We start from the raw sequence: 25,168 nt of genomic DNA, 5'->3' as shown, positions 1-25,168 counted from the left end.
AGCGCTTACTTGGCGGCGATGGTGACGGTGACGGTGTCGGCATAATCGCCGGCAATGTACTGGTCCGACGCGCCCACGGTAACCTTCAGGTCCGACTTCTTGCCGAACTGGGCATTGGCGCGGTCAACAACGGCCTGACTGGTCAGCGCACCGGTATAGCTGTCGTAATTGACGCTGTAATCGATGGTGAAATTGCCGCTCTTCAGCTTGCCCGAATTAGCGGAAGCCAGCGTGATGCGGTAGCCGGAGCCGGAATTGCAGGTCTCGGTGACGGAGCCGACGGTCTTGTTGGTCTCACCGGCCTTCAGCGACAGGGACTGGCCCAGATCCTGGACCGCGATGGTGCAGGAGAGCGCAACATTGCCCTTCAGCTGGAAATTGCCGGAGCTGTTCTGGGCCATGGCCGGGGCCGCAATGGCGGAAGCGATCAGGGCGGCGGCGGCGGTCTTGGCGAAGAACTTGGTCATCGGGGGCTCCATCGGTTCGGCTGGCTTGGCGTTTCCGCCTTTGATGCCACAACCTAAAGCAAGGGGTATGCCGATGGGGTGGGGGTGGAAAAATGGCGGAATCGCTATGGTTAACGAATGCCTGTCCGGCGCCCATTCTTTGCGTTATGCAAATATATTGCTATTCGCAATGATGACTCAAAGAAATGATGCATTATGCATGGGCGGCCAGGATGTCGGCTTGCCACAAGGGCTCCACAATCCGTGGTCAATCTGCCGCCGCACCGGGTGACGGGGCCGTTATCCGCAAGGGGTGATGGCGCCTGAAAAAATGCCGCGGATGCGGTATAAAGGACGGGTCGCGGCTGAACCCTCGGTCGCGGCAGGGGACAGGGCATGAGCAATCAGGCGGATCGCAATCTCGGGACGGAGGCGCGGCTGAAGGCCGTGTTCGCGCGTGAGCAATCGCGCGGGATCGAGGTGGCGACCTGGGCCCGCATGATCGGGCTGGGGGCGATCCTGGCCTGGATCTATATGCTGAACCAGCAGGAAGACAATATCGCCGGCTATGCGGTGATCGCCACCATCGCCTGCAACGCCCTGGCGCTGTGGGCGCTGCACAAGACGCGCTGGTTCCGGCCCTGGCAGATGTTCGCCTCCGTCGCCTTTGATCATTTCGCCATTGCCATGGTGATGATCTCTCCCATCACCGTGGGCGGTGAGGATCTGTCGCCGGCCATGAACACGCGGTCGGTCTGGTTCGACGTCTATTTCCTGCTGATCGCCAGTTCGGTGATGGTGCAGCGTCCGGCGCTGGTGGTGTGGAGCGGGCTGACCGCCGCCATGTCCTGGTCGGCGGTCGTCATCCATGCCTTGCGTCAGCCGGGCACCTTCACCGTGCCGTTCGACTGGATGTGGTCCAGCCCGGATGCGGGCGACATGCTGCGCGTCATGCTGAACCCGCGCTATGTCGATCTGGCCAACTGGCTGACGCAGGTGCTGTTCCTGATGCTGGTGGCGCTGACCCTGGCGGCGGCCGTGCGGCGCGCCAAGATGCTGCTGGTCAGCCAGGCGGCGACGGAATGTGAACGCGCCAACCTGGCCCGCTATTTCTCGCCTGACATGGTGGAACGGCTGGCGGCCAGCGACAGCCCGCTGTCGCGTCCCAACACGCGCGTCGTCTGCGTGCTGTTCGCCGATCTGACCGGTTTTACCCGTCTGTGCGAGAATGCGCCGGCGGGAGAGATCATCGACCTGCTGCGCGAATTCCGGGTGCGCATGGAAAAGGCCGTGTTCACCCATGGCGGCACGGTCGACAAATATATCGGTGATTGCGTCATGGCCACCTTCGGCCTGCTGGCGCCCAGCGGCCGCGATCCGGCGGCGGCCCTTGCCTGCGCCCATGACATGCAGGAAGAGATATTGGCCTGGAACCGCCTGCGCGCCGAACGCGGCCTGCCATCCGTGGGCCTGGGCATCGGTCTGCATTACGGGGCCGTGGTGGCTGGCGATATCGGGTCCGATCAGCGGCTGGAATTCACCGTTATCGGCGACACCGTGAATGTCGCCAGCCGCCTGATGCACCTGACCCGCGAACTGGAGGCCGGCATCGTCATTTCCGACGAGGTGGCGGGGGCCGCCCTGGTCAGCGATGGCGACGGAGTGCTGGCCGGTTACCGCCGGGTGGAGGAAATGCCGCTGCGCGGACGGGACGGGGCCATTGCCCTGTGGTATCGGCCGCTGAAACAGGATGAGGATGCCTGCGCGGCGGAATGATGACCGTGCTATAGTGTCGCCCTTCGCACCTGCCCCCACGGAAAAGGCCCGATGTTCACCGGTTTCTTCTATGACCTGCGCAAGGCCGGCGTGCCCGTCAGCCTGAAGGAATATCTGGCGCTGATGGAGGCGATGCAGGCCGGTATCGCCGGCTATGCCGTGGAGGATTTCTATTATCTTTCCCGCGCCATCCTGGTGAAGGACGAGCGCAACCTGGACAAGTTCGACCGCGTCTTTGCCACCGTGTTCAAGGGGCTGGAGGGTGCCGGCGTCGTCGGGCCGGAGGAACTGACGGCCACCATTCCCGAGGAATGGCTGCGCAAGCTGGCCGAGAAATTCCTGACCGACGAGGAAAAGGCCCAGATCGAGGCCTTGGGCGGCTGGGACAAGCTGATGGAGACGCTGGCCCAGCGGCTGGCCGAACAGAAGGAGCGCCATCAGGGCGGCAATAAATGGGTCGGCACGGCCGGGACCAGCCCCTTCGGTGCCTATGGCTACAATCCCGAAGGCATCCGCATCGGCCAGGATGGCAGCCGTCACCGCCGCGCCGTGAAGGTCTGGGACAAGCGCGAATTCAAGAACCTGGATGACAGCGTCGAGCTGGGTACGCGCAACATCAAGGTGGCGCTGCGCCGCCTGCGCAAATTCGCGCGGCAAGGGGCGGCGGAAACCCTGGACCTGCCCGACACCATCACCTCGACCGCGCGCAATGCCGGCTATCTGGATATCAAGATGGTGCCGGAACGGCACAATGCCGTGAAGGTGCTGCTGTTCCTGGATATTGGCGGGTCGATGGATGACCATATCCGCCTGTGCGAGGAACTGTTCAGCGCCGCGCGTGGGGAGTTCAAGCATCTGGAATATTATTACTTCCACAATTGCGTCTATGAGGGTGTGTGGAAGGATAATCGTCGCCGGCATGTGGAAAAGCTGTCGACCATGGATGTCCTCAACACCTATGGGCCGGATTACAAGCTGGTGTTCGTGGGTGACGCCTCAATGAGCCCGTACGAGATCACCCAGCCCGGCGGCAGCGTGGAGCATTTCAACGAGGAGGCGGGCGTCGTCTGGATGCGGCGCCTGCTGGACAAATACCGCCATTCCATCTGGCTGAACCCGACGGACGAGCGGTACTGGCAATACACGCAGTCCATTTCCATGTTCCAGAAGATCATGGAGGGCCGCATGTATCCGCTGACCCTGGCCGGGCTGGATGCCGGCATGCGCGAACTGATGCGCTGACCGGGCTGCCAGATTGTCCTGGCGCAATGATGCGGCGAAATGGTCCTGCCTTTTCCGGGTCGGCTCCGTTAATCTTGGCCCATGCGTGAGGGTTCGAACAGGCATCGTTTCGCCAATCGGGGATTGATGCGCCGTCTGGCGCAGGCCGTGACCTCTCTGGCCAGTCTGGCTTTGCTGGCTAACCTTTTGGTCTGGGCACTTTATGCCCCGTCCATGGCCATGGGCGTCGTCACGCCCATCTGTACACCGGCCGGCACCGTCGACCTTCCCGTGGACGACGCGGGCGCCGATCATACCGATATCGATGGCCGCCATTGCCCCTTGGGCATGCTGGTCAGCAGTCTGGCCATCGCGCCTGTCGCCAGTCCCGTTCCGGCCCCGGCCCCGCTTATGGTCGAACGGCTGCTCGTGTCGGCGCAGCCCCTTGTCGCGTCCGTCCGCTTCACCGCCTGGAGCGCCAGGGCACCGCCCGCGGCCTGATCCCCTTATCGCTTCCATCCCATGGCCGCATGCGCCCGCTGACGCGGGACCGATGCGGGCGCCGGGCGCTGCGCGTCCAGCATATTGAAAGACAATAAGATCATGTCCGTGACGACGATTTCGGCGCGCCTCGCCGCGTGCCTGCTGCTGACCACCTTTGTGCCCCATGCCTTTGCCGCAGAGGCCGATGCCGAACAGCAGAAGCCGCAGACCGACAAGCAGGGCCAGCCCCTGATGCTGCGCCCGCTGGTGGTGACGGCGCCCCGCATGTCCACGCCGATCCAGGTGGAAACCGATCCCAAGCAGCCGCGCCAGCCCGTGCCCGCCAATGACGGCGCCGGTTATCTGAAGTCCATCCCCGGCTTCTCCGTCATCCGCAAGGGCGGCACGGGCGGTGACCCGGTGTTCCGGGGTCAGTCCGGCTCGCGCCTGGGCATGCTGATCGACGGGTCGCCCGTGATGGGTGGTTGCGGCATGCGCATGGACCCGCCCACGGCCTATGCTTTCCCGGAGGCCTTCAACCGTATCGTGGTGCTGAAGGGACCGCAGAGCGTGCGGTATGGCGGCGGCATGTCCGGTGCGGCCGTGCTGTTTGAGCGGGAGACGCCGCGCTTCACCGAACCCGGCATCCGTGGCAATGCCAGCCTGCTGGGCGGCAATGATGGCCGCAACGATCAGCAGGTGGACGTGACAGCCGGCACCAGCCAGGCCTATGTCCGGCTGATCGGCACCCGCGCCCACAGCGATGATTACGAAGATGGCGCCGGCAATAAGGTCCATTCCGCCTATAACCGGTCCAGCGGCACCCTGGTCGCCGGCTGGACACCCGACGATGTGACCCTGCTGGAAGGCAGCAGCGAGGTCAGCGAGGCGCGGGCCGCCTATGCCGACCGCATGATGGATGGCGTGAAGTTCGACCGGCAGTCGCACCGGCTGCGCTTTGCCCGCGAGGACCTGTCACCCCTGGTCGGCAAGGTGGAGGCCAGCGTCTTCTACGACTATGTCGACCATGTCATGGACAGTTTCACGCTGCGCCGCTGGACGGGGGGCATGATGGGCCCGCTGTCCAATCCCGACCGCGAAGGCTATGGCGGACGCGCCGCCGTGGATCTGCGCCCGTCAGGCGCCCTGACCCTGACACTGGGCCTGGATGGCAATCATGACCGGCACACTGTGCGCAGCCTGTCCGTCATGGAATACAAGGCCGGGGTGGATTACCGCGACAAGCCGCGCCTGCCCGACCTGGAGTTCAGCACAATCGGCGCCTTCATGGAGGCGAACTATGCCCTGGACAGCGATCGCATGCTGGTGGCGGGTTACCGGCTGAACCAGACGGAGGCGGAACGGTTGAACCTGGCCACCCGTCCCAGCGACACCGACACGCTGCATAACGGCTTTCTGCGCCTGGAACAGGACATCGCCGGGCCCGTCCCCCTGATGTTCCAGGTCGGCATCGGCCACAGCGAGCGGGCGCCCGACTATTGGGAGCGCAGCCGGTCCTTCACCCTGGCGCCCGAAAAGACCACCCAGATCGATGCCGGGCTGATGCATCAGTCGGATCGCTGGTCGGGGTCTTTCTCCCTTTTTGCCAACCGTATCGATGATTACATGCTGCTGTCCGCCAGCACGGGCAAGAATATCAATGCCAGCCAATGGGGTGGGGAGGCCGAACTGGCCTATGCCATCACCCAGGTCTGGCGGGCCGATGTGTCGCTGTCCTATGTCCGGGGCCGCAACCGGACAGAGGACAAGGCGCTGGCACAGATGCCGCCGCTGGAGGCCAAGCTGGGCCTGAACTATGACGATGGCACCTGGATGGCGGGGGCGCTGGCCCGCTTCGCGGCATCCCAGGACCGGGTCGATGTCGGCTGGGGCAATATTGTCGGCACCGATATTGGCCGCACGGGCGGTTTTGCCGTGTTCTCAGCATCGGCCGGCTGGCGTCCCGCCGATGGCGTGACCCTGACCATGGGTGTCGACAATATCTTCGACCGCACCTATGCCGAAGCGCTCAGCCGTTCCGGCACGGCTAGCCTAGTGGGACAGGGCTATATCCAGACCACCCGTGTCAATGAACCGGGCCGCACCCTGTGGATCAAGGGCGGCATCACCTTCTGATCCGGATGCCGCCGGGTCTGAACCGCCCGGCGGCAACCCCCTTTGATCACTTGGCGGCGTCATTCCAGGTGAAGGTGGCCACGGCACCGGCGGGCAGGCTGTAGGTAAAGCTTTCGCCGCCCTCCGCCACCGTCACCGGCTGGGCGGTGGCGGACTGGTTCAGCGCGATCAGGGCAAAGGAGCCGTCCTTGTTGCGGAAGGCGACCTGTTGCACGCCATTGACGCCCGATGCCCCGGACTCCACCCGCACGGCCCCGCGGCGGACAAAGCGGCTGGCATGGCCCAGCACGTAATATTCCAGATTGCGGGTGATGGCGCCCGTCTGGCTGTCGATGGTGACGACGCCGCGGCAATCGCCGCAGCCGCCCAGATGCGGCCCCCATTTCTCATTGAGTGCCAGGTTCCACAGCAGCACGCCGCGTGCCCAGTGCCGTGTGCCGTCGATGATCAGGTTGCGCATCATCCAGGCCAGGGTCTTGTCCCATTCCGGGGCCCAGCCGCCGCCCGAACATTCGGTGATATAGGCATCCTTGTCAGGATGGGCTTCATGCACATCGGACTGCACGGCCACATCGCCGGCATAGCAATGCCAGGCCACACCGCTGACATAGGCGGCGGCGTTCTTGTCGGCCAGCATGGCGATGGGGCTGTCGGGCTCGTCCCAGTTATGGTCCCATTCCAGAATGCGCGGGGCGTTGGGCATCTGCGCCAGCATCGGCCCCAGATGGTCGGCCACCACGCGGGCGCGGGCGTCGGGCGTCAGCTTCATGCCGGGATAATCCTCCGGCTCGAAATGCGGCTCGTTCTGCAAGGTCAGGGCATAGAGCGGCACGCCCTCGGCCGCATAGGCCTTGGTATAGGCGACCATGTAGCGGGCGAAGACGTCGTAATAGTCGGGTCGCAGCTTGCCCTTGATCAGGCTGTCCGTCGTCTTCATCCAGCCCGGCGCGCTCCAGGGTGACGCCATGATGGCGATGTCGGGATTGACCGCCCGGATTTGCTTGATGACGGGCAGCACGGCATCGCGGTTGGGATCGATGGAGAAGCCCTTCAGCTCCGGATCGCTGCCCCCCTTGGGCTGGTCGTCGAATGTGTAATGGGTGGAGGAGAAATCAGACGCGCCGATGGTCAGGCGCGTGAAGCCCAGGGCCAGCCCGTCGGCCCCGAACAGTTCCTGCAGCAGCGCTGCCCGGCCGGCCGCATCCAGCCCATGCTGGATCATCTCGGCGGAACCGTCGGTCAGGGCCGCGCCGAAACCCACAATTTCCTGATAGGACCGGCTGGGATCGATGCGGATCGTGCCGGGATAATGACCTTCCTTGTGGCGGGGCAGGGTGCCCTTGTGGGCCAGCAGGTCGCGCCCGTCGGCGCTGGTGACCCAGACCTCGGCCCTCTTGCCCTGCGCCAGGGCGGGCAGGGGCAGGGTGGCGGCGATCGCCCCCGCCAGCGAGACATGACACAGAAGACGGGACAGACGGGACAGGGACAAGGCGCTTCTCCGCTCTCGTTCGTTGCCGGTGCCGGACAAAAATCATCCCGGCGGATGCCGGGCCGCAGGATCATAAACCATCCGGTCTGCCGGGCGAGACGCCAACGGTCACACTTACGGATGGTTCTTCCCAGGGTCCGGCATCTGCCGGGATGTCAGTTGGACAGAGGAGGAAGGGAGAGCCCCGGCGCCGGATGGAACCGGCGCCGGGGCATTCCGTCACATGCGGTAATTCACGCCCAGCATGAACTGGCGGCCATAGCGCTCGTAGGTTTCCGGAATGAAGGAACCGTCGGACAGCGTCGTGCCGGTGCGGGTGCGGTAGGGCGCGTCGGTCAGGTTGTTGACCTGGAACAGCACGCCCAGACCTTCCAGATCGCCACCCTGGACCGTATAGCCCATCTGGAAGTCGACCTGCTTGTCGGCCAGGATCTCCGTGTAGCCGCGTGTGGCATAAAGCTGGTTGACCTCGCCGCGATAGGCGGAGCGGTAGCGCTTGCTGATGCGGGTGGAGAAACCGTCCTTTTCATAGTACGCGGTGACCGACGTGGTCGTGCCCGACAGGCCCGGCAGGCTGTTGGTCGTGCCCGGACCGTCGGGATGGATGTTGGTCCAGATGCGCGACAGGCTGCCCAGCACGCCAAAGCCTTCCAGCCAGGGATGCACGATCTCGCCTTCGATGGCACCCGACAGCTCGATACCCTTCAGGTTGCCGCCCGATCCGTTGGCCGGCTGGGTCATGCTGCCGATATTGCTGACCGGTACGCCACCCGTGGCCGGCACCGGTACGCCGGAGAAGTCAAACTTCACACTCTGGTTATAGATATAGGTCTTCATGTCCTTGTAGAAGCCGGCCAGACCGATATAGGTGGCCTTGGCGAAATACTTCTCCACGGACAGGTCGACGGCGGTGGCGCGCCACGGCTTCAGGTTGGGGTTGCCACCATTGCCGCTCCACAGCCGGGTCGTGGTATCGACGCTGGCCGACACACTGGCCCGCAGATCGTCCATGCGCGGACGGGCCATGGTCTTGCCCAGGCCGAAGCGGATATAGGCGTCGTCGCCCAGATCGCCCACCAGGTTCAGGCTGGGCAGGAAGTCGGTGTAGGAAGCACCACCCGTCAGCGGGGTCGGCTTCTTCTGGTCACCGTAATTCACGCCATAGCCTTCGGAGCTTTGCTTGGCATGGACCAGCTGGGCGCCGACATTGCCGCGCAGCTTGATCGACCCCAGTTCGGCATCGATATTCAGCTTGGCAAAGCCGGTGGTCACATCTTCCTTGATCTTCCAGGCCTTGTTCCACTGGTCGGCATTGTCGATCGGGACGATGTTGTAATAGGTGTTCAGCGCATCCATGACATTGAACGCCATCACGCCGCCCATGCCGGCATAGCCCAGATCGGTGGCGTCGCGCAGATATTCCGACCCGACGGCCACCGGCTTGCGGCCGTTCTTCAAGAACAGGTCATTGTCGGCAACGTCGTGCGACTTCTTGCGGTTGTTGTAATCGACCCCAACCTCGAACCCCTTGAAGGCGTTCTCCAGGAAGGTGCCGTCCAGATCATGGCCGGCCGTGGCGCGGGCGGTATAGAGCGTGTCCTTCACATGCGGATAGCGGATGGCGCCATCATGGCCCCAACCGCCGGGGGCCGGGTCGCCCAGCTGCATCTTGGCCGCATCGGCATAATCATAGCCGAACTTGAAGGTCGGGATGCCCGATTGCGGGATGGAATAGGTCATGGTGTCGCCGGTGCGGATCGGCGCATAACCGGCATAGGTTTCCAGGACCTGCTCATCGCGCGTGGCGCGGGAATAGCCGAAATCCAGGCCGACATTCCAGCGGCCCAGGTCCAGCTGATTGTTGACGCCGATGGCGACCATGTCGTCATCGCGCTTGTTGAAATCGTTGCGGATGATGGGGGTGACGCCCTTCACCGTGCCGCCCGTGTTCAGCTTCGTGCCGTTCACATTCTCGAAGGTCGGGTTGGTGAAGCTGATATCATCGTTCCAGCGGCTCATCAGCCACATCGCACCGCTCATCGTCTCATCCTGGCTGAAGGACGAGTAATAGGCGTCGATGGTGGTGTGCAGCACGTCGTTGGGCTTCAGTTCCAGCACGCCCATCACGCCGTCGCGGACCTGACGACGGGAAACGGCCGTGACCTCGGCGCCCTGCAGGCCCAGCGCGTCGGTATTGCCGGCGCCGAAACGGTTATCCTGCGTGTCCCACCACCAAGCCTTGTAATGCTTGATCTGGCTGGGGCTGTCCAGGTGGGCATAGCCCAGGGCGACGCCCACCTTGCCGTCGGCGAACTGGTCGATATAGGAGATGCTGGCCCGGCCGCCCAGGTCGCGGCTGCCGTCATTCAGCTTGCCCAGCGAATTCATTTCGCCGCGCAGATTGACGGAAATGGCCCGCTTGCCGAATTCCAGCGGGCGGATGGTGCGCATGTCGGCGGTACCCGACAGGCCCTGGCCCGTCAGGCCGGCATCGGCCGTCTTGTAGATGACGGCGCTGCTGATCAGTTCGGACGGGTACTGGTCATATTCGACGGCGCGGTTGTCGCCGGTCGACACCTGCTGGCGTCCGTTCAGCAGGGTGTTGGAAAAGTCAGGCGACAGGCCGCGGATGGACAGAACCTGCACGCGGCCATTCACGCGCTGACCGGCCAGACCGGGCAGGCGGGCCAGCGATTCCGCGATGGAGACGTCGGGCAGCTTGCCGATATCCTCTGCCGACACCGCCTCGACAATGCCGGTGGCTTCCTTCTTCACCTGGATGCTGTCCTGCAACCCGCGGCGCAGGCCGGTGACGACGATCTCTTCGATCTGCTGATCTTCCGTGCCGGTCGGCTGGGCCGACTGGGCCTGGGCGGTGCCGGCCAGTGCCACCAGGGCGCAGGTGGTCGAAAGGGCCAGGGCAAGGTGATGGAACGGCGCACGAATACGTGCCCGGTTCGGCGAACGAGCCATTTTTACTCTACCTCCCATGAGTCTATACAGGCATGCGCCACCCAGGACGCCACCAGCATCACATTTCTGTTGTCGTTACTTGTCCGGCCGGCCGCGATTGCGGCCCTGGATGTCCCCTTCCGACCGATTGGAAACGTATCCAATCCTACGCCACAGCCCGATCCGGCTGTCAATAGATTATTTTTCTTCTTTCGTTTCTGAGGTAAATCATTGTGAAGTCAGTCATTGTTCCGGGTTAGATCGCAATTTTGAATATATGTTGAGTTATATCGATAATATTTCTATCCTTATATATCGTATTTACGCTTCCTTTGGCGGAAAAATATCGCAGGTGATGGAGTGTATGTGTGTCATGTCCGGGAGTGATGGAGAAATTTACTGAAGAATTGGTCTGGTTTAAGTTAAAATCACGATTTTCGAAGATCAGCATTGACAGGCTGGGGCTTCCGATTGTTCAAATCCCATGGTCCCGGTATTTTCCGGGGCAATCGCTTCAACAGACCGGGGCAGTGATGCCGACCATCAAGGATGTCGCCAAACATGCGGGTGTCGGGCTTGGCACCGTCTCCCGTGTCGTGGCCGGCAAGGGGTCTGTGTCGGCAGAAACCGCAGCCAAGGTGCGCAAGGCGATCGAGGAACTGGGGTTCCGGCCGTCGCATACGGCGCGCACGCTGCCCACGGGTCGCACACAGACGATCGGTGTGTTCATCCCGCTGATCCAGGGCGCCTTCTACACGCCCATCCTGCACGCGATCTATTCGGAACTGCGGGTGCATGGCCGCCACACGGTCGTCGCCTTCGGCCAGAAGCTGGAGGGGGAGCGGCAGCAGGCGCTGGAGGGTGCGCATTTCCTGGTGGAGCGTGGCTGCGACGGATTGTTGATCGTCGGTACCGCGCTGGAGGAGGCGGACCTGGCGGAGTTGGGGGGGCTGCGGACCAAGTTCGTGCTGCTGAACCAGGAATTTCCCGCGGTTGCGGGGGACTGCTTCCGGCCCGATCATTTCCGTTCCGGCCAGCTGGCGGCCTGCGCCCTGCTGGAGAAGGGCCATCGCAACATTGCCATCATCGGCGGTCCCGTCACCTCTTACGACAACCGCCAGCGTCTGGAAGGGTTCAAGGGGGAACTGGCGCGGGCGGGGATCGACACCGGTCATCTGCCGCAGGTCGACAGCGACTTTTCACCCGAAGGCGGCTGGAACGCGGTGGCGACGCTGATGGAACGGCGGCCGGGCTTCACGGCCCTGTTCTGCGCCAATGACGAAATGGCCGTCGGTGCCCTGTCCTGGCTGCATCGCCAGGGTGTGTCGGTGCCGCGCGACCTGTCGGTCATCGGCTATGACGGCACCGATGTGGCCGAATTCGCGGCTCCGCGCCTGACCACGGTCAAGGTGCATTGGCGCGATTATGCCATTGCCGCAGTCCACCATCTGCTGAACCAGTGCTATGGCGGTGACCTGCCGGTGGGCCGCCGCTTCCCGTCAGAGGTGGTGTGGCGCGACAGCGTCGTCGAACCACACCGACCCTCTTCAACGCCGGAGAGGTGATCACGGGCAGGGTTTGATGGCCGGTCTGTGCTGTCCCCCTGGTTGGAGCCAGGGGGACAGCGCCGGTCACAGGGTCATTTCTGCGGGTCTACATGGACGCCGCTGCGATAGGTGGCGAATTGTTGCGTCCGCGCCCATTCGGACACGGCGATCAGCATGATGCGGCCAGGCTTGTCACCCTTGGCCTTCTCCCGCCGATAAAGCGCCACGGCCGTGCTATAGACCCACGGAATGATGGTCTCGTCCTGATCGTCGGGTGCCTTCACCACCAGTTCAACCACCACTTCCTGCACGTATTCCCGGCTTTCCTCCAAAACATTTTCGATACCGAAATGGGTTTCAAGGCTGGATGCCACAGAGCTTCCGGTCACGGGCTCGTTGGCCTGTTCCGTCAGGGATGTGTTAACGGACCAGGTGGTGGTCAATGTCGTATGGATTGCGGATTGTACGGTTGTTCTTTTTGACAAGGTCACTTGCGTACCAGCCGGCAAGGATACCCAATCCCGACTATCCGTTGCGACACTGTGGATCGCAACGGCGAAATACTCCTCCACGAACAACGATTTCGAATATTCGTCTTCATAATAGGGATCGCCGATACCCGACCACAGTTTGGTGTCAATGGTAAATGGGGCCGATCGCGCGACCAGATGTGGGGCGGCCGTCTGCTCCTTCGGAGTGTAACGGTTGAAGATGAAGTCTTCCACTTCGGGCAGCGCCGATTGTACGGCAGACCAGTCCGTAATATCGGGATTGCTCGCCAGCTCCAGCAGATAGCGTTGATATTCCGCATCCAGTTCGGCAACCGCCGCCTGTCCGGGGCCGTTCAAGGCCTGCGCCGGGGCCATGACGCTGACCGTCATGTTCAGATTGAAGTCGGTTCCTTTGGCGGGAATGGTTCCATCCCATTTGGTGACATGCAGCGCGCCGGACTTGGTAACGCGGGCCTGGTTGTCGCCATTGTAGGGGACGTCGATCCAGACCCCGACCGTGCCGTAATCCGCTTCGCCCTCCGGCGTGGCGCTTGTCCATTCCAGGTGGCACTCATAGCCGGTCCAGGTGCCGGAATAGGCGCGGATGCCCATGGCCTGGACGACGCCACGGGCCTTGACAGAAACAGGTGCGTTGTCATCGACGCCGGACCGAAACCAGAGGCCATGGTCGAGCGTGGACTGGGTCAGGGTCAGGTCGCGGTCGGTGTCGTTGGTGATGGTCAAATAGCAGGTCCAGGTCATTGCGAGCCTCCGGGGCGCGTTGAGGGAGAGTGGAATGGGGTGATGCAATGTATGGTATATGATTATATAAACCAAAAGTAGATTATAGGCTATGCTTCTATGCGCTCCGTCCATCACCATGCGACAGGAACGCGGACGGGGCTGGGGTCGTCATCGGGGGGGGGCTGCCGCCAGGGGGGCATCGAAAATGCCGTCCGGTCACGTCGTCGCGACACAAAAGTGCTTTATCGTCCCGAACTTACGCCGGCCCGGCAGGTCGGCCCCGACCATTGGTGAGATTGCGCTGGCTTGGGTGCCGGATTAATTTCCCGGCCGCATGCCCGGTCAACCCCGCTGAAGGGGACGGGCGTTGACGAAAGGACCTTACGACATGACCGAACCCACCCCCATTACCATTGCCCGTGGCGATGGCATCGGCCCGGAGATCATGGACGCCACACTGGAAGTGCTGCAGGCGTCCGGCGCCAATCTGGCGTTTGAAGAGATCCAGATCGGCGAGAGCGTTTACAAGCGCGGCATCATGAATGGCATGGAGCCCGGCGCCTGGGACAGCCTGCGCCGCACCAAGGTCTTCCTGAAGGCCCCGATCACCACGCCGCAGGGGGGAGGGTACAAGTCGCTGAACGTCACCATCCGTGGCGCGCTGGGCCTTTACGCCAATATCCGTCCCTGCGTCTCCTACCATCCTTACGTCTCGACCAAGCACCCGACCATGGACGTGGTCATCGTGCGCGAGAATGAGGAAGACCTGTATGCCGGTATCGAATACCGCCAGACGCAGGAAGTGACTCAGGCCGTCAAGCTGATCACGCGTCCGGGTTCGGAAAAGATCATCCGCTACGCCTTCGAATATGCCCGCGCGAACCATCGCCGCAAGGTGACGGCTTTCGTGAAGGACAATATCATGAAGATCAGCGATGGCCTGTTCCATCGCGTGTTTGACGAGATCGCCGCCGAATATCCCGATATCGAGCATGAGACGATGATCGTCGATATCGGTGCTGCCCGTCTGGCCGACACGCCGGAACAGTTCGACGTCATCGTCACGCTGAACCTCTATGGCGACATCATCTCCGACATCGCGGCCCAGATCACGGGCTCGGTCGGTCTGGCCGGTTCGTCGAACATCGGCGACCAGTGCGCCATGTTCGAAGCCATCCATGGTTCGGCCCCGACCATCGCCGGCAAGGGCATCGCCAACCCGTCGGGCCTGATCTTGGCCTCGGTCATGATGCTGGTCCATATCGGTCAGGCCGAAGCCGCCGAGAAGATCCATAATGCCTGGCTGCGCATGATCGAGGACGGCATCCACACCGTCGACATCTTCAAGCGCGGCGTGTCCAAGGCCCGCGTCGGCACGCGCGACTTCGCCATGAATCTGATCGACCGTCTGGGCGAGCGTCCGAACCAGTTGACCCCGGCCTCCTATCAGGTCGGTGAAAAGGCCAGCTTCGCCGGCATCGCCCTGAAGGACGTGCCGCGTCAGGAAAAGAAGCTGATCGGCGTCGACATGTTCGTGGATCACAAAGGGGGCAACGGCGACGACATGGCCGCCCGCGTAGCCGGTCTGGTCGGTGACGATCTGAAGCTGACCATGATCTCCAACCGCGGCCAGAAGGTGTGGCCGGACGGGGCGCCGGAAACCTTCTGCACCGACCATTGGCGCCTGCGCCTGCTGGGCGACGGCAAGACCCCGGTGAACCCGGCCGCCATCGTCGGTCTGCTGGGCCGTTTCACCGATGCCGGACTGGACGTTGTGCAGACGGCCAGCCTGTACAGCTTTGACGGTAGCAACGGCTTCTCGGCCGCGGCGGGCCAGTAAGCCGTTCGGCCGAACGGGGAGGGGCGGTGCCATGCCGCCCCTTTATCTCTTGGATAGGTAACACAGTTACCCACAGGAATCCGTGACGCCCCCCCTACACAAGCCGACTCAAATTTGGTAGGTTTGTTTTCAAGCGGCCACCATATTTAGTGGCTCGATAAGGGATAAGACATTAATTCGCATGCGGTTGGCTTTGTATTGCGCTGCGGCGGGTTTATGTTTTGTCCAAGTTCGGTAATTGCATGCCAAAGGGGACCTGGAGCGTGGAAGCGACGGAAAGCACCTGGAGCGAAGAGCGCGTTGAAAAGCTGCGCCAGCTTTGGGGTCAGGGCATGAGCGCCAGTGAAATTGCCGATCTGCTGGGCAATGTTACCCGTAACGCCGTGATCGGCAAGGCGCACCGGCTGGGCCTGTCCGGCCGCCCGTCGCCCATCAAGAAGAAGCCGACCAAGGGCGCCACCATCCTGTCGCTGACGGAACGGATGTGCAAGTGGCCGGTCGGTGACCCGAAGTCTCCCGATTTCCATTTCTGCGGCAAGCCGTCGCTGAACGGGCTGCCCTACTGCGCTGAGCATGCGGCCATTGCCTATCAGCCGGCCCGCAAGCGCGACGACGACCGCAAGCTGGGCGTCGCCTGAACCGCACAGCATCGCTGATAAAAAGCCCCGGTATCGTGCGGTACCGGGGCTTTTTGCTTGCGCCCAACGCGAATTTCAGTGAACAGCCCTGTTCTGCACCGTCCCCTTGCCGGCGAGCGAGAAGCGCGCGTCTGGGGCCGTGCCGTCCAGCGCCAGCGCCATCGCCAGCCGGCCCACGGCGGGGCCGTGTTTGAAGCCATGGCCGGAGCCGCCGCCCACCAGCAGGGTGGCGGGATCGTCCGGATGCTGGTCGATCAGGAAGTCGCCATTGGCGCTGTTCTCATACTGACAGATGCGCGTCTCCACCAGTGGCGCATCGGCCAGGGCCGGGAAGCGCCGTGCCATATAGGCGCGGACATCCGCCAGTTCCGGGGCGCTGAAAGTCCGGTCGCCCTGGTCGGGGTCGATGGCGGGACCGTGCCGGTCATGGGCGATCTTGAAACCGCGCGCCTCGATATCGGGGAAGCCGTAATAAAGGTCGCCTTCATTGAAATCAGCCCAGCCGGGCAGGGTGCCGGGACTGAACCGCGCGTCGCCGGCCGGCGGGGCGAAGAAGAACACTTCCTGACGGGTGGGGAAGATGCGGCGGCCCAGCAGGCTGGGGAACAGTTTGGGCAGCCAGGGGCCGCAGGCGAAGATATAGCGGTCAGCCGCCAGTTCGCGCCCATCGCTCATGCGCAGGGTGCGGATGGGGCCTTCACCCGGTGGCAGGACCAGTGCCTGGCGATACTCCCCGCCCGCCTTTACGAAGCGGGCGACCAGCGTCTGCACCGACCGGCGGGCCATCAGCACGCCCAGCGCCGGTTCGTACAGGCCCAGGCTGATGCCGGTGAAGTCGATTTGCGGATAGCGTTTGCTTAAAGCCGCCTGATCCAGCACCTCTGTCGGCAGGCCCAGGCGGCGATGCGTCTCCATGCTGTCGCTTGCATAGGCTTCTTCATGCGCAAAGAAGAACAGCACGCCCGTCGGATGGAACAGCGGCAGTTCCGCCGTGGCCGACAGATCCTTCCAATCGGCCAGACTGTCCCAGGCCATGCGGGAATAGATGGCATCGGCGCCATAGGCCGTGCGGGTCATCCGCGTCTCCCCGCCGGAAGACGCGCGGGCATGGGCCGGGCCCTGTGCATCCAGCAGCAGCACACGCTGGCCCCGCTGCCGCAGATGCCAGGCTGTCCAGGTGCCGAAGACGCCGGCCCCGATCACGATGACGTCCCACCTGTGCTTGCTCACCGCCGCACCTCCCGTGGCCTTGGGCGCCGCCAATGGCGCCAGGGCGGTGGCCAGGATAGCACGGCGCGTGGGGCGTGGTGGCATGGCGGTCCGGTTCGGCGGGGGCGGACGACAGGAATGGATATGAAGAAATGGGGCCGTCCCTTGCGGAGCGGCCCCATGCACCAGCATCAGAACTTGGTGCTGACCTGCGCTCCGATGGTGCGGGGCTTGGCCACCTGATAGGCCACGCGGGCACGGAAACCGCGTTCGCGGTCCAGCGACAGCTTGGCATTCTCGTCAAACAGGTTGTTGACGTAACCCGCCAGTTCCCATTCGTCCTTCTTCACACCCAGCCGCAGATTGACACTGGTATAGGACGGCAGGCGCGGGTCAAAGGTGAAGGTGCTGGACGGCTGGCTGCCGATGGGGATGCGGGTGACCGTGCCCACGGCCGTCGGGTCCTGGTCCACCGCCTGGGTATAGCGGGAACCGACATATTGGAAGGTGGCGATGGCGAAGCCCAGCAGATCGGGCGCCACCTCATCCTCCCACTTGGTCTGCGCGCTGAATTGCAGACGCGGCACGGTGGGCAGGCGGTTGCCCTTCTTGATGCCGCCGACGACACTGGCAGCACCGCCAGCCCCGACCGACGTCACCGTATCGGTGAACTCGCTGTCATTGAAGCTGCCGCTCAGCGAGATGTTGAAGGCCGGCGTCACCTGATAGCTCAGTTCGGCTTCCGTGCCCACCGTGCGGGCATCGGCGTTGAACACGATGCGCGACGAACAGGTGCCGGCATCCAGCGTCACCTGCAGGTTGGAGATGTCGGTATAGTAGCCGGCAACATTGAACGAGCCGCGGCCACCGGCAAAGCCGATCTTCGCCCCCATTTCATAGTTCCAGACCTGCTCGTTCTTGAAATCGCCACGCCCGCCGAAGGTCACCTTGTCGGCGGCGGAGCAGAGCGGCAGGTTGAGCGGATCATTGATGCCGCCCAGTCGGAAGCCCTTGGAGACCTGGGCATTGATGGTGACATCCTCGTTGGCCTTGTAGCTGAGGATGGCGCGTGGGGACAGGCCGTCGGTGCTGGTCTCACCCTTTACGCCCTGGGCGCGGTCGGCGAAGATACCGTCGAAATTCAGTGTGCGCTTTTCCTTGAAGTCGAAATAGCGCAGACCCAACGTCGCCGACAGCGCTTCGGTCAGCTCATAGGAGCCTTCGCCGAATACCGCGAACTGCTTGAAATCATAGGGAATGCGCGACCAGTACAGCTCGTCCAGACCGTTCTGCGCGCCGGTACCGTTGCTGTCGATGCCGGTCAGGCTTTCAAACCCGTCGACATTAAGGGTCTGGCCGTACTTGCGCTTGATCTTGGAATAGAAGGCGCCGGCCACCCACTGGAACGGCCCGTCGCTGTTGGACGCCAGGCGGCCTTCCTGGGTGAAGACCTTGACGTCGGTCGTGTCCGACAGCGGGCTGTCCAGCGTATAGACCTGCTTGGACAGGCCCGTGGGCGACAGCACGCCCGGCTGGCCGGTGATGGAGCCCGTCAGCTGCGACGCGTCGCGATAGACCAGCAGCTCACGGTCGGTGACCGAGGTGATGGAGGTCAGGGTGACGGCCCCCAGATCGGCGGCGATGGTCAGGTCGGCCAGCGTGAACTTGTCCTTGAACTGTTCTTCAAGCTGGGTGAATTGCTGGCGATCCTTGAAGGTGAAACGGCGGTCGCCCGTCGTCACCAGCTCGTTGGCCAGGATGTTGAAATCATCCTCGCGGTTGAAGCCGTCGGCCTGGATTTCCTGATGCACCACACGCGGGGTGATGGTGACATTCTCCGTCGGCTGCCAGGCCAGTGCCACGCGCAGGCCGGTGCGGAAACCGTCATTGACGTCCTTCTTGATGCTGCCATTGGGCTGCACCGCGTCAATGAAGCCCGCATAGCGCGTGCCATAGCCGACGGCGCGCAGGGCCAGCGTATCGGAGACAGGCACATTGATCATGGCCTTGGCGCTGTAGCCGGTGCCGCCATCCTTCAACTGTTCGACGGACATTTCGGTGGTGCCGGCGGTCTTGCCCTGTTCGGGCTGGGCGGTGATATACCGCACGGTACCCGACAGCGAGCCGGAGCCATACAGCGTGCCCTGCGGGCCGCGCAGCACTTCCACGCGGTTCAGGTCATAGAGGTCCAGGTCCGGTGTGAACAGCGACAGGGATATGACGGATTCGTCCAGATAGACGCCGACCTGTTCCTTCACGCCCGGCTGGTCGCGCACGATCTGCCCCGCGGAAATGCCGCGGATGGCGACCTGGCTCTGGCCCGGCCCCAGGTTTTGGATGGACAGGCCGACAATGTTGCGCGACACGTCCTCGATGTTTTCGGCGCCAGAAGCGCGAATCGACTCGGCGCCGATCGCGTTAATGGAGAAGGGGACATCCTTCAACGTCTCGTCGCGTTTACGTGCAGTGACGATGATCTCTTCCAACATGCCCGTCTGATTGCTCTGCGCCATGGCAGGCAGGGCCGGCGCCAGGGCGGCGGCGGACGTCGACAGCAGGATGGAAATGGTCGCACGGAAGCAGCGGGACCGCTTGGTCCCGTTGGAATTGCTGAGCATTATGGTACCTCCCCAGACTTCTTCTTATGTGGACATCGGGGCTCGGCGGCCCCCTGTCCTTTACGGTTTCACCACGCTGTCATATCACCGAAATATCAGCAATATGCCTAGGACAAGCGCAGATGAATAAAAAACGCCCACGGCTTCTGCTGAAACCGTGGGCAAAGGGATTCTGCGATTTTCAAGAATTCAGCAGGCTTGCGGATGGTGTTCCGGCGCCTCAGTCAAGCAATTCTTCTTCGTGGGAGCCGAAGAATTCATAGCGGATGCGATCGGCCGGAATTCCGTTTTCTTTCAAACCCTTGATCATGGCGGCCATGAAGGGCTTCGGGCCGCATACCATATAATGTGCGCGCCCAGCCTCCGGAAGGGCGGCGACGCGGGCGGGGTCGATGCGCCCCGTTTCATCATGGTCGATACCGACCTGATCCCGCGCTTCCACCTGCTCATAAAAAATGCTGACATCCAGCGGGGCCCATTGCCGGGCCAGGGCGCGCAGATGGGCCCCGAACGCGTGGTGGGCACGGTCGCGGACGGCATGCAGCAGACGCACCGGGCGCGGTGACCGGACGGCCGCCAGCCCTTCCACCACGGACAGCAGCGGGGTGATGCCGATGCCGCCAGCCAGCAGGATCAAGGGGGTATCGCCATCGGGTGCCGTGAAGCTACCGGCCGGCGGAGCCGCCTCCACCACATCCCCCACCGACAGGTGATGGTGCAGATAGCCGGAGCCCAGCCCATCCGGCACCCCGACCAGCGGTGCGGCCTCCCGCTTCACGGAGATGCGGTAGGTGTTGCCGCGCGGCGCGTCGGACAGGCTGTAATGGCGCAGCAGGGGGCCATGGCCGGGGACCGGCAGGCGCAGGGTCAGATATTGGCCAGGCTGGAAGGGCAGGACGGCCCCGCCATCCTCCGGCTCCAGATATAGACTGCGGATGGTGGCGCATTCGGGCGCGGCGCGGGCCACGCGGAACCGGCGCCAGCCATACCAGCCCCCGGGCGTGCGGCGATGCGTCTCGTACTTTTCCTGCTCCACGCGCACGAACAGGTCGCGCAGAAATCCCCAGGCCTCTGTCCAGGCACCCAGGATGGCGGGGGTCGCGGCCTCGCCCAGCACTTCCTGCACCGACCCCAGCAGGTTGGCGCCGACGACATCGTAATGATGCGGCTGCACCAGCAATGACACATGCCGTTCCGCGATGCGCTCCACGGCCGGGCCCAGCGCCGCCAGATTGTCGATATTGTCGGCATAGGCGGCAACGGCGCCGGCCAGCGCCTTGGCCTGTGTGCCGTTGCGCTGGTGCGTCGGGTCGAAGATGGCACGGATGGCCGGATCACGCAGCAGCTTGCCATACATGTGGCGGGTGATGGTCTCTCCATGCTGATGCATGGCGGGGGCAGTGGCCTTCACGATGGCAATGGTTTCGGCAGACAGCATCCTGGCGTTTCCTTTTACAGTTTGTTGGGAGAATGGATACTATAAAGAAGCATAAGAAATGCAGCTTATTGCCCGGACAAATCAGAAGCAATATTTTGGATGAAGCTTTTATGCGCAGATTGTCGCAGGTCAGCCCCACGCCGGAGAGGGCTTGCCCCCGGCCGGGGCCGGTGGCATGGGGACATAGGCCGTTCGGCAAAGGGGATGGTGATGCGATTAACCCGCTATACGGACTATGGGCTGCGCGTGCTGCTTTATCTGGGCATGAAGCGGGCAGGACTATGTACGGTGCCGGAAATCGCGGCCCGCTATGGCATCTCCGAAAACCATTTGACCAAGATCGTGAATGAACTGGGCCGTCTGGGCCATGTGCGCACGGTGCGCGGCCGCAATGGCGGGCTGGCCCTGGGGCGGGAACCGGCCGACATCAATCTGGGGGCGCTGGTACGTCAACTGGAGGGTGACATGGCCCTCGTCGAATGTTTCGAGACGGGGAACACCTGCCCCATCACCAGTGACTGCCGCCTGCAGAAGGTGCTGGGCAAGGCGCTGGCGGCGTTCCTGGCCGTGCTGGATGAATACACCCTGGCCGACCTGCTGGTGCAGCCGGCGGGCATGATGCATCTGCTGGGGCTGGGGGAGGCGTCATCGCCCTCATAGAGCGGCCTTTGCGTGACGGCGACCGCATGGGAAGGGCAAGCCGTCGAGTCCCCATATCTCTGGCCTGCCCATTGTAGCGGCCCGTCAGAGGAAACGAGTGAAAAATAGTCAATTAATCAATCGATCCTTGTAGTTTTCTTATGCTGAAACAGGCTTTTCCGCTAAGACTATGATACACATCTCGTTACCAGGGTGTGTTTAGTCCATAAATCCCTAACTCCATTGACAGCATGGCCGATGTAACGGCGTTCCAACTCCTTTCCGGGTCAATAGGGGGGAGTGTCATCATGGATATGACAGCCGCAATCGAAACATTTCTTGTCCATTGTCAGGCGAGCCGGAACCTGTCGGCGAACACCTTACGCGCTTATGCCCAGGATCTGGCCGAAGTCACGCGGTATCTGGCGCTGCCTTCGTCCGGCGTGGTGACAACCGTCGCGGGCCTGGGGGCCTATGCGGAGTGGCTGGGCAAGGCCCGTGGGCTGGCGCCGGCCACGGTGAAGCGGCGGCTGGCCTGCCTGCGCGCGCTGATGGCCTGGGCCGAGCGACGCGGCCTGATCCGCACTTCTCCCTTTCGTCGTGCCGAGATCCGTATCCGTTTACCCAAGCGTCTGCCGCGCTGCCTGACGGCTCCGGAACTGCGTGGCCTGCTGCGCGCTGCGGAAAAGGCGTCGCCGGTTTTGAAACTGGCCGTGAAGCTTATGTTCACGACGGGAATGCGGGTGGGGGAACTGGTGGCCCTGCGTCATGACGATATCGACCTGGACGCACGGACCCTGCGGGTGCGCGGCAAGGGCGACCGGGAGCGTCAGGTCTTCCTGACCGCGGAAAGTGTTGTGGCCGACCTCGCCCAACTGCTGCGCCAACGCCGCATGCAGGGCGCCGCCGGAACCGATCCATTGCTTGTTGGGGGGGAGGGCATGGCCATCACCACCGACTGGGTCCGCCGCCACCTGCGCCGTTTGGCGAATGCCGCCGGCCTTACCCGCCGCATCACCCCCCACATGCTGCGCCATTCGGCGGCCACCAGTCTCCTGGAGGCCGGCGTCGACATCCGATTCGTCCAGCGCCTGCTCGGCCACCGTTCCATCGCGACGACGGAGATCTACACCCATGTCAGCGATGAACGTTTGAAGCAGGTGGTCCTGGCGGCTGACACGTTGGGGAGGGTGGCGTGATAACTGGGAATTATGATGACCACGGAGCTGCAAATTCCCGCCTCTTATAGAGCGCCTCGTTCAGAGTTCATGAAAAAAATAATATATAGAATATTTCGTTCGGCATTCGGCAACAGAACGGAGATAATGGATGGTAAATATATAATAATTTATCACGATGAAAGAAGTGTAACTATCGCAATTCCCGATATTATATCTACTATTTTAATGTTAGTTAATCCGTCATATTTTGTTGGTAGTTGTTATGTTGCGGGAAAGTGGTTTGTAATAAACGGAGAATTATCTGATTTCTTTGAAATTGGATACAAAGCCTTCAGTGAAGGGTATGGAAAATATTATTTAAGAGAGAAGAAAGCTTCTTTTTTGAATCACGTGCTAAAGCAGTTGTTGCTTACTAAACAAAGTACAAGAAAAGTAAAAAATCATTATAACCTTGATTCGAGGCTATATGAACTTTTTCTTGATGAGAACATGTTTTATACGTGCGCCTTCTTTGATGGAAGGGATATTAGCCTCGAGGAAGCACAAGAAAATAAAATGGACCGGATCATTGAAAGAATGAACTTGCCGGAAGGGCCTGTTCGTATTCTCGATATTGGATGCGGCTGGGGAGGGGCAGACCGATATATAGTGAGAAACAATCCATATGCGGAGGTGACAGGAATATCCATATCCAGTGAGCAGATCGATTATTCAATTAAAAAAGCAACATATATGCCCGTGGAATGCCAAGGAAGAGTGCGTTATGTAATTGAGGACTATATAAATCATCACCCAGAGAAACCATATGATGCTATTTTTGTAATAGGGATGATGGAGCATGTTGGATTAGGGGACTACAGAGATTTCTTCAGGAAAATTGGGTCGTTATTATCAGATAATGGCACCATAGTTGTACATACTATCGTTTGCGAGCGCAGCAATATTCCCACGAACTCATGGATTGATAAGAATATATTTCCGGGTGGGTATGCCCCATCTGTTGCTGAAGTACTAGAGGCGGCCGAAGGAGTGCTGACATTATCTGGAATACACTTCCATGAATCTGAAAACTATCGGAGGACTATAGAACTGTGGAGGAGAAAATTTGTCCTCAATCACAGTCAGTTTCGGGACCATCTTTTGTTAAACAGATACTCAGCTGAGGGGGCAGAGCGCTTCCTTCGCACATGGCACTTTTATCTCAGTTCCGTTGAGAATATGTTCTCGAACAGAATATGTATGAATAGGGTTGCTCATTTTGTTTTTAGGAGAAGATAGAAATCAGAAAGTGAAAAATCCATGTGAAATAAATTACTGAACACCGCGCAAACCATAAGCACAAGAACCTCTGAAATAATGATTCTAAATTTCTGGTCAATTGGCATGAAGATGACCGCCCGAATAGGAACCATGAAAAGCCAAAATAAAGCCAAAGAAAACATAAATATAGTTGGTATAAATGTTAATAGCCCGTATAAAAATATACCCGGTATGCCGGGAAGTCCGAACGGTCCAGGTTCGCCATTTGGGAACCAATACATTTCTCCTACCAATTCGTGCGTTTTCAATATACGGGTCCATATTTTCAATCCGTTCTCCATCGTCAATGAGAAGTCGCACTGATTTACTTGAACACCAAATAGAATGCTTGATATAATAAGGACGAAAGCAAGCAAGAATAGAGTTGTGAAGGCCCCAGTCAATATTGCCAAATACGCCTTAGATTCAAATAATAAATCTTTGATGAATCCATTTAATCCTTCTTCATTAGTTTTCTGAAAATCACGGACGCATATATTGTATATTTTAATTGACAGGTTAAATGAAAGCAAATCCCCCAATGCATTGATTATTATCAGCATTAGTACTGCTGACATTAGAGTCATGTCTGGTTTGCGTAGATCGTGGTACATGGGATGCATAAATGCCGCCGGAAGTGGTATGACTACAAAATAGAAATTTAGGAATCTGACAAATGTTTTAAGCTGAAAGTGCGGCTCAGTAATATTCGATATTTTCTTTATTATAATTATCAAAAATTCTATAAGTATAAAAAATACGTCTATCGAAAATAAATAAACTAATTTCTCAAATACTTTGTGCTGTATACTCTTTGAGAAATCGTTGTGTTTAATTTCTGAAATTAATGGCGCACCAACTACTGAAAAACTTTCTAATTTTCCAGGCACAAAGCTAAATATTATAACTAGAATACCATAGGCAATATACAATGCTGATGACTTTGAATAGAAACAATTGGAACAAAAACCGAAAAGCCATGGGAGAAGATCATAAGCCGAGTCCATAATTCCCAGTTATC

At 60.8% G+C, this 25,168-nt stretch carries 18 protein-coding genes; 10 read left to right on the top strand and 8 right to left on the bottom strand.

Annotated elements, in window-relative coordinates:
* Positions 1-5: 5 nt before the first annotated feature.
* A complete protein-coding gene (locus ACODTW_RS26445) occupies positions 6-467 on the bottom strand; it encodes a hypothetical protein (RefSeq protein WP_488949139.1) in 462 nt (153 codons plus the stop codon).
* A gap of 375 nt (positions 468-842) precedes the next feature.
* On the opposite strand from ACODTW_RS26445, the gene ACODTW_RS26440 reads away from it, so the two are divergent.
* From ACODTW_RS26440 to ACODTW_RS26425, 4 genes are all read left to right on the top strand, one after another.
* On the top strand, positions 843-2,222 hold the full coding sequence (locus ACODTW_RS26440) for an adenylate/guanylate cyclase domain-containing protein (RefSeq protein ID WP_488949138.1): 1,380 nt from the start codon (positions 843-845) through the stop codon (positions 2,220-2,222).
* A gap of 51 nt (positions 2,223-2,273) precedes the next feature.
* Positions 2,274-3,464, top strand: a complete 1,191-nt coding sequence (locus tag ACODTW_RS26435) for a vWA domain-containing protein (RefSeq protein ID WP_488949137.1) — start codon at positions 2,274-2,276, stop codon at positions 3,462-3,464.
* Between the two features lie 126 nt (positions 3,465-3,590).
* Positions 3,591-3,944 carry a DUF2946 family protein gene (locus ACODTW_RS26430; protein WP_488949136.1) on the top strand — a complete coding sequence of 118 codons (354 nt, stop codon included), beginning with the start codon at positions 3,591-3,593 and terminating at the stop codon, positions 3,942-3,944.
* Between the two features lie 102 nt (positions 3,945-4,046).
* Positions 4,047-6,062 carry a TonB-dependent copper receptor gene (locus ACODTW_RS26425; protein WP_488949135.1) on the top strand — a complete coding sequence of 672 codons (2,016 nt, stop codon included), beginning with the start codon at positions 4,047-4,049 and terminating at the stop codon, positions 6,060-6,062.
* Positions 6,063-6,108: 46 nt separating this feature from the next.
* Here ACODTW_RS26425 and ACODTW_RS26420 read toward each other — a convergent pair whose 3' ends face one another.
* Positions 6,109-7,551, bottom strand: coding sequence for a glycoside hydrolase family 30 protein (locus ACODTW_RS26420; protein WP_488949134.1), 1,443 nt, complete (start codon positions 7,549-7,551; stop codon positions 6,109-6,111).
* Between the two features lie 219 nt (positions 7,552-7,770).
* Complete coding sequence (locus tag ACODTW_RS26415; RefSeq protein WP_488949133.1) at positions 7,771-10,524, bottom strand: TonB-dependent receptor; 2,754 nt, start codon at positions 10,522-10,524, stop codon at positions 7,771-7,773.
* A gap of 512 nt (positions 10,525-11,036) precedes the next feature.
* Here ACODTW_RS26415 and ACODTW_RS26410 point away from each other — a divergent pair.
* Positions 11,037-12,068: a LacI family DNA-binding transcriptional regulator gene (locus tag ACODTW_RS26410; protein WP_488949132.1), complete on the top strand. Its 1,032-nt coding sequence runs from the start codon at positions 11,037-11,039 to the stop codon at positions 12,066-12,068.
* A gap of 74 nt (positions 12,069-12,142) precedes the next feature.
* Here ACODTW_RS26410 and ACODTW_RS26405 read toward each other — a convergent pair whose 3' ends face one another.
* Complete coding sequence (locus ACODTW_RS26405) at positions 12,143-13,285, bottom strand: hypothetical protein (RefSeq protein WP_488949131.1); 1,143 nt, start codon at positions 13,283-13,285, stop codon at positions 12,143-12,145.
* 388 nt (positions 13,286-13,673) lie between these two features.
* On the opposite strand from ACODTW_RS26405, the gene ACODTW_RS26400 reads away from it, so the two are divergent.
* Together ACODTW_RS26400 and ACODTW_RS26395 are read left to right on the top strand one after the other, a co-directional pair.
* Complete coding sequence (locus ACODTW_RS26400) at positions 13,674-15,125, top strand: NADP-dependent isocitrate dehydrogenase (RefSeq protein WP_488949130.1); 1,452 nt, start codon at positions 13,674-13,676, stop codon at positions 15,123-15,125.
* A 242-nt stretch (positions 15,126-15,367) separates the two neighbouring features.
* A complete protein-coding gene (locus ACODTW_RS26395) occupies positions 15,368-15,763 on the top strand; it encodes a GcrA family cell cycle regulator (protein ID WP_488949129.1) in 396 nt (131 codons plus the stop codon).
* Positions 15,764-15,838: 75 nt separating this feature from the next.
* Here ACODTW_RS26395 and ACODTW_RS26390 read toward each other — a convergent pair whose 3' ends face one another.
* The 3 genes from ACODTW_RS26390 to hmpA form a co-directional block, all read right to left on the bottom strand.
* Positions 15,839-16,993, bottom strand: a complete 1,155-nt coding sequence (locus ACODTW_RS26390) for an FAD-dependent oxidoreductase (protein ID WP_488949128.1) — start codon at positions 16,991-16,993, stop codon at positions 15,839-15,841.
* A 170-nt stretch (positions 16,994-17,163) separates the two neighbouring features.
* On the bottom strand, positions 17,164-19,590 hold the full coding sequence (locus ACODTW_RS26385; protein ID WP_488949127.1) for a TonB-dependent receptor: 2,427 nt from the start codon (positions 19,588-19,590) through the stop codon (positions 17,164-17,166).
* A 220-nt stretch (positions 19,591-19,810) separates the two neighbouring features.
* A complete protein-coding gene (hmpA, locus tag ACODTW_RS26380; RefSeq protein ID WP_488949126.1) occupies positions 19,811-21,028 on the bottom strand; it encodes an NO-inducible flavohemoprotein in 1,218 nt (405 codons plus the stop codon).
* A gap of 210 nt (positions 21,029-21,238) precedes the next feature.
* On the opposite strand from hmpA, the gene ACODTW_RS26375 reads away from it, so the two are divergent.
* The 3 genes from ACODTW_RS26375 (at position 21,239) to ACODTW_RS26365 (ending at position 24,126) form a co-directional block, all read left to right on the top strand.
* The gene (locus ACODTW_RS26375) at positions 21,239-21,688 is read left to right on the top strand and encodes an RrF2 family transcriptional regulator (RefSeq protein ID WP_488949125.1); all 450 of its coding nucleotides are present in this window, start codon (positions 21,239-21,241) and stop codon (positions 21,686-21,688) included.
* A gap of 287 nt (positions 21,689-21,975) precedes the next feature.
* Positions 21,976-22,866 (top strand): tyrosine-type recombinase/integrase, encoded by an 891-nt coding sequence (locus tag ACODTW_RS26370; protein ID WP_488949124.1) that lies wholly within the window; start codon positions 21,976-21,978, stop codon positions 22,864-22,866.
* A gap of 15 nt (positions 22,867-22,881) precedes the next feature.
* Positions 22,882-24,126 carry a class I SAM-dependent methyltransferase gene (locus ACODTW_RS26365; RefSeq protein ID WP_488949123.1) on the top strand — a complete coding sequence of 415 codons (1,245 nt, stop codon included), beginning with the start codon at positions 22,882-22,884 and terminating at the stop codon, positions 24,124-24,126.
* Here the strand turns inward: ACODTW_RS26365 and ACODTW_RS26360 are convergent.
* Positions 24,102-25,154: a hypothetical protein gene (locus ACODTW_RS26360; RefSeq protein ID WP_488949122.1), complete on the bottom strand. Its 1,053-nt coding sequence runs from the start codon at positions 25,152-25,154 to the stop codon at positions 24,102-24,104. The two genes, ACODTW_RS26365 and ACODTW_RS26360, sit on opposite strands and share 25 nt — an antisense overlap.
* Positions 25,155-25,168 lie beyond the last annotated feature (14 nt).

Source organism: Niveispirillum sp. FG148, assembly GCF_057809655.1.
Note: the sequence above shows the minus strand (reverse complement) of the source record. Positions and strands in the feature narration are given on the sequence as shown.

Excerpts from the sequence above, each read along its gene's own strand:
- ACODTW_RS26440 (WP_488949138.1), top strand. The coding sequence starts at position 843 with ATGAGCAATCAGGCGGATCGCAATCTCGGGACGGAGGCGCGGCTGAAG.
- ACODTW_RS26365 (WP_488949123.1), top strand. The coding sequence starts at position 22,882 with ATGACCACGGAGCTGCAAATTCCCGCCTCTTATAGAGCGCCTCGTTCA.
- ACODTW_RS26360 (WP_488949122.1), bottom strand. The coding sequence starts at position 25,154 with ATGGACTCGGCTTATGATCTTCTCCCATGGCTTTTCGGTTTTTGTTCC.
- ACODTW_RS26395 (WP_488949129.1), top strand. The coding sequence starts at position 15,368 with ATGCCAAAGGGGACCTGGAGCGTGGAAGCGACGGAAAGCACCTGGAGC.
- ACODTW_RS26375 (WP_488949125.1), top strand. The coding sequence starts at position 21,239 with ATGCGATTAACCCGCTATACGGACTATGGGCTGCGCGTGCTGCTTTAT.
- ACODTW_RS26445 (WP_488949139.1), bottom strand. The coding sequence starts at position 467 with ATGACCAAGTTCTTCGCCAAGACCGCCGCCGCCGCCCTGATCGCTTCC.
- ACODTW_RS26435 (WP_488949137.1), top strand. The coding sequence starts at position 2,274 with ATGTTCACCGGTTTCTTCTATGACCTGCGCAAGGCCGGCGTGCCCGTC.
- ACODTW_RS26410 (WP_488949132.1), top strand. The coding sequence starts at position 11,037 with ATGCCGACCATCAAGGATGTCGCCAAACATGCGGGTGTCGGGCTTGGC.
- ACODTW_RS26385 (WP_488949127.1), bottom strand. The coding sequence starts at position 19,590 with ATGCTCAGCAATTCCAACGGGACCAAGCGGTCCCGCTGCTTCCGTGCG.
- ACODTW_RS26425 (WP_488949135.1), top strand. The coding sequence starts at position 4,047 with ATGTCCGTGACGACGATTTCGGCGCGCCTCGCCGCGTGCCTGCTGCTG.
- ACODTW_RS26415 (WP_488949133.1), bottom strand. The coding sequence starts at position 10,524 with ATGGCTCGTTCGCCGAACCGGGCACGTATTCGTGCGCCGTTCCATCAC.
- ACODTW_RS26370 (WP_488949124.1), top strand. The coding sequence starts at position 21,976 with ATGGATATGACAGCCGCAATCGAAACATTTCTTGTCCATTGTCAGGCG.
- ACODTW_RS26430 (WP_488949136.1), top strand. The coding sequence starts at position 3,591 with ATGCGCCGTCTGGCGCAGGCCGTGACCTCTCTGGCCAGTCTGGCTTTG.
- ACODTW_RS26400 (WP_488949130.1), top strand. The coding sequence starts at position 13,674 with ATGACCGAACCCACCCCCATTACCATTGCCCGTGGCGATGGCATCGGC.
- hmpA (WP_488949126.1), bottom strand. The coding sequence starts at position 21,028 with ATGCTGTCTGCCGAAACCATTGCCATCGTGAAGGCCACTGCCCCCGCC.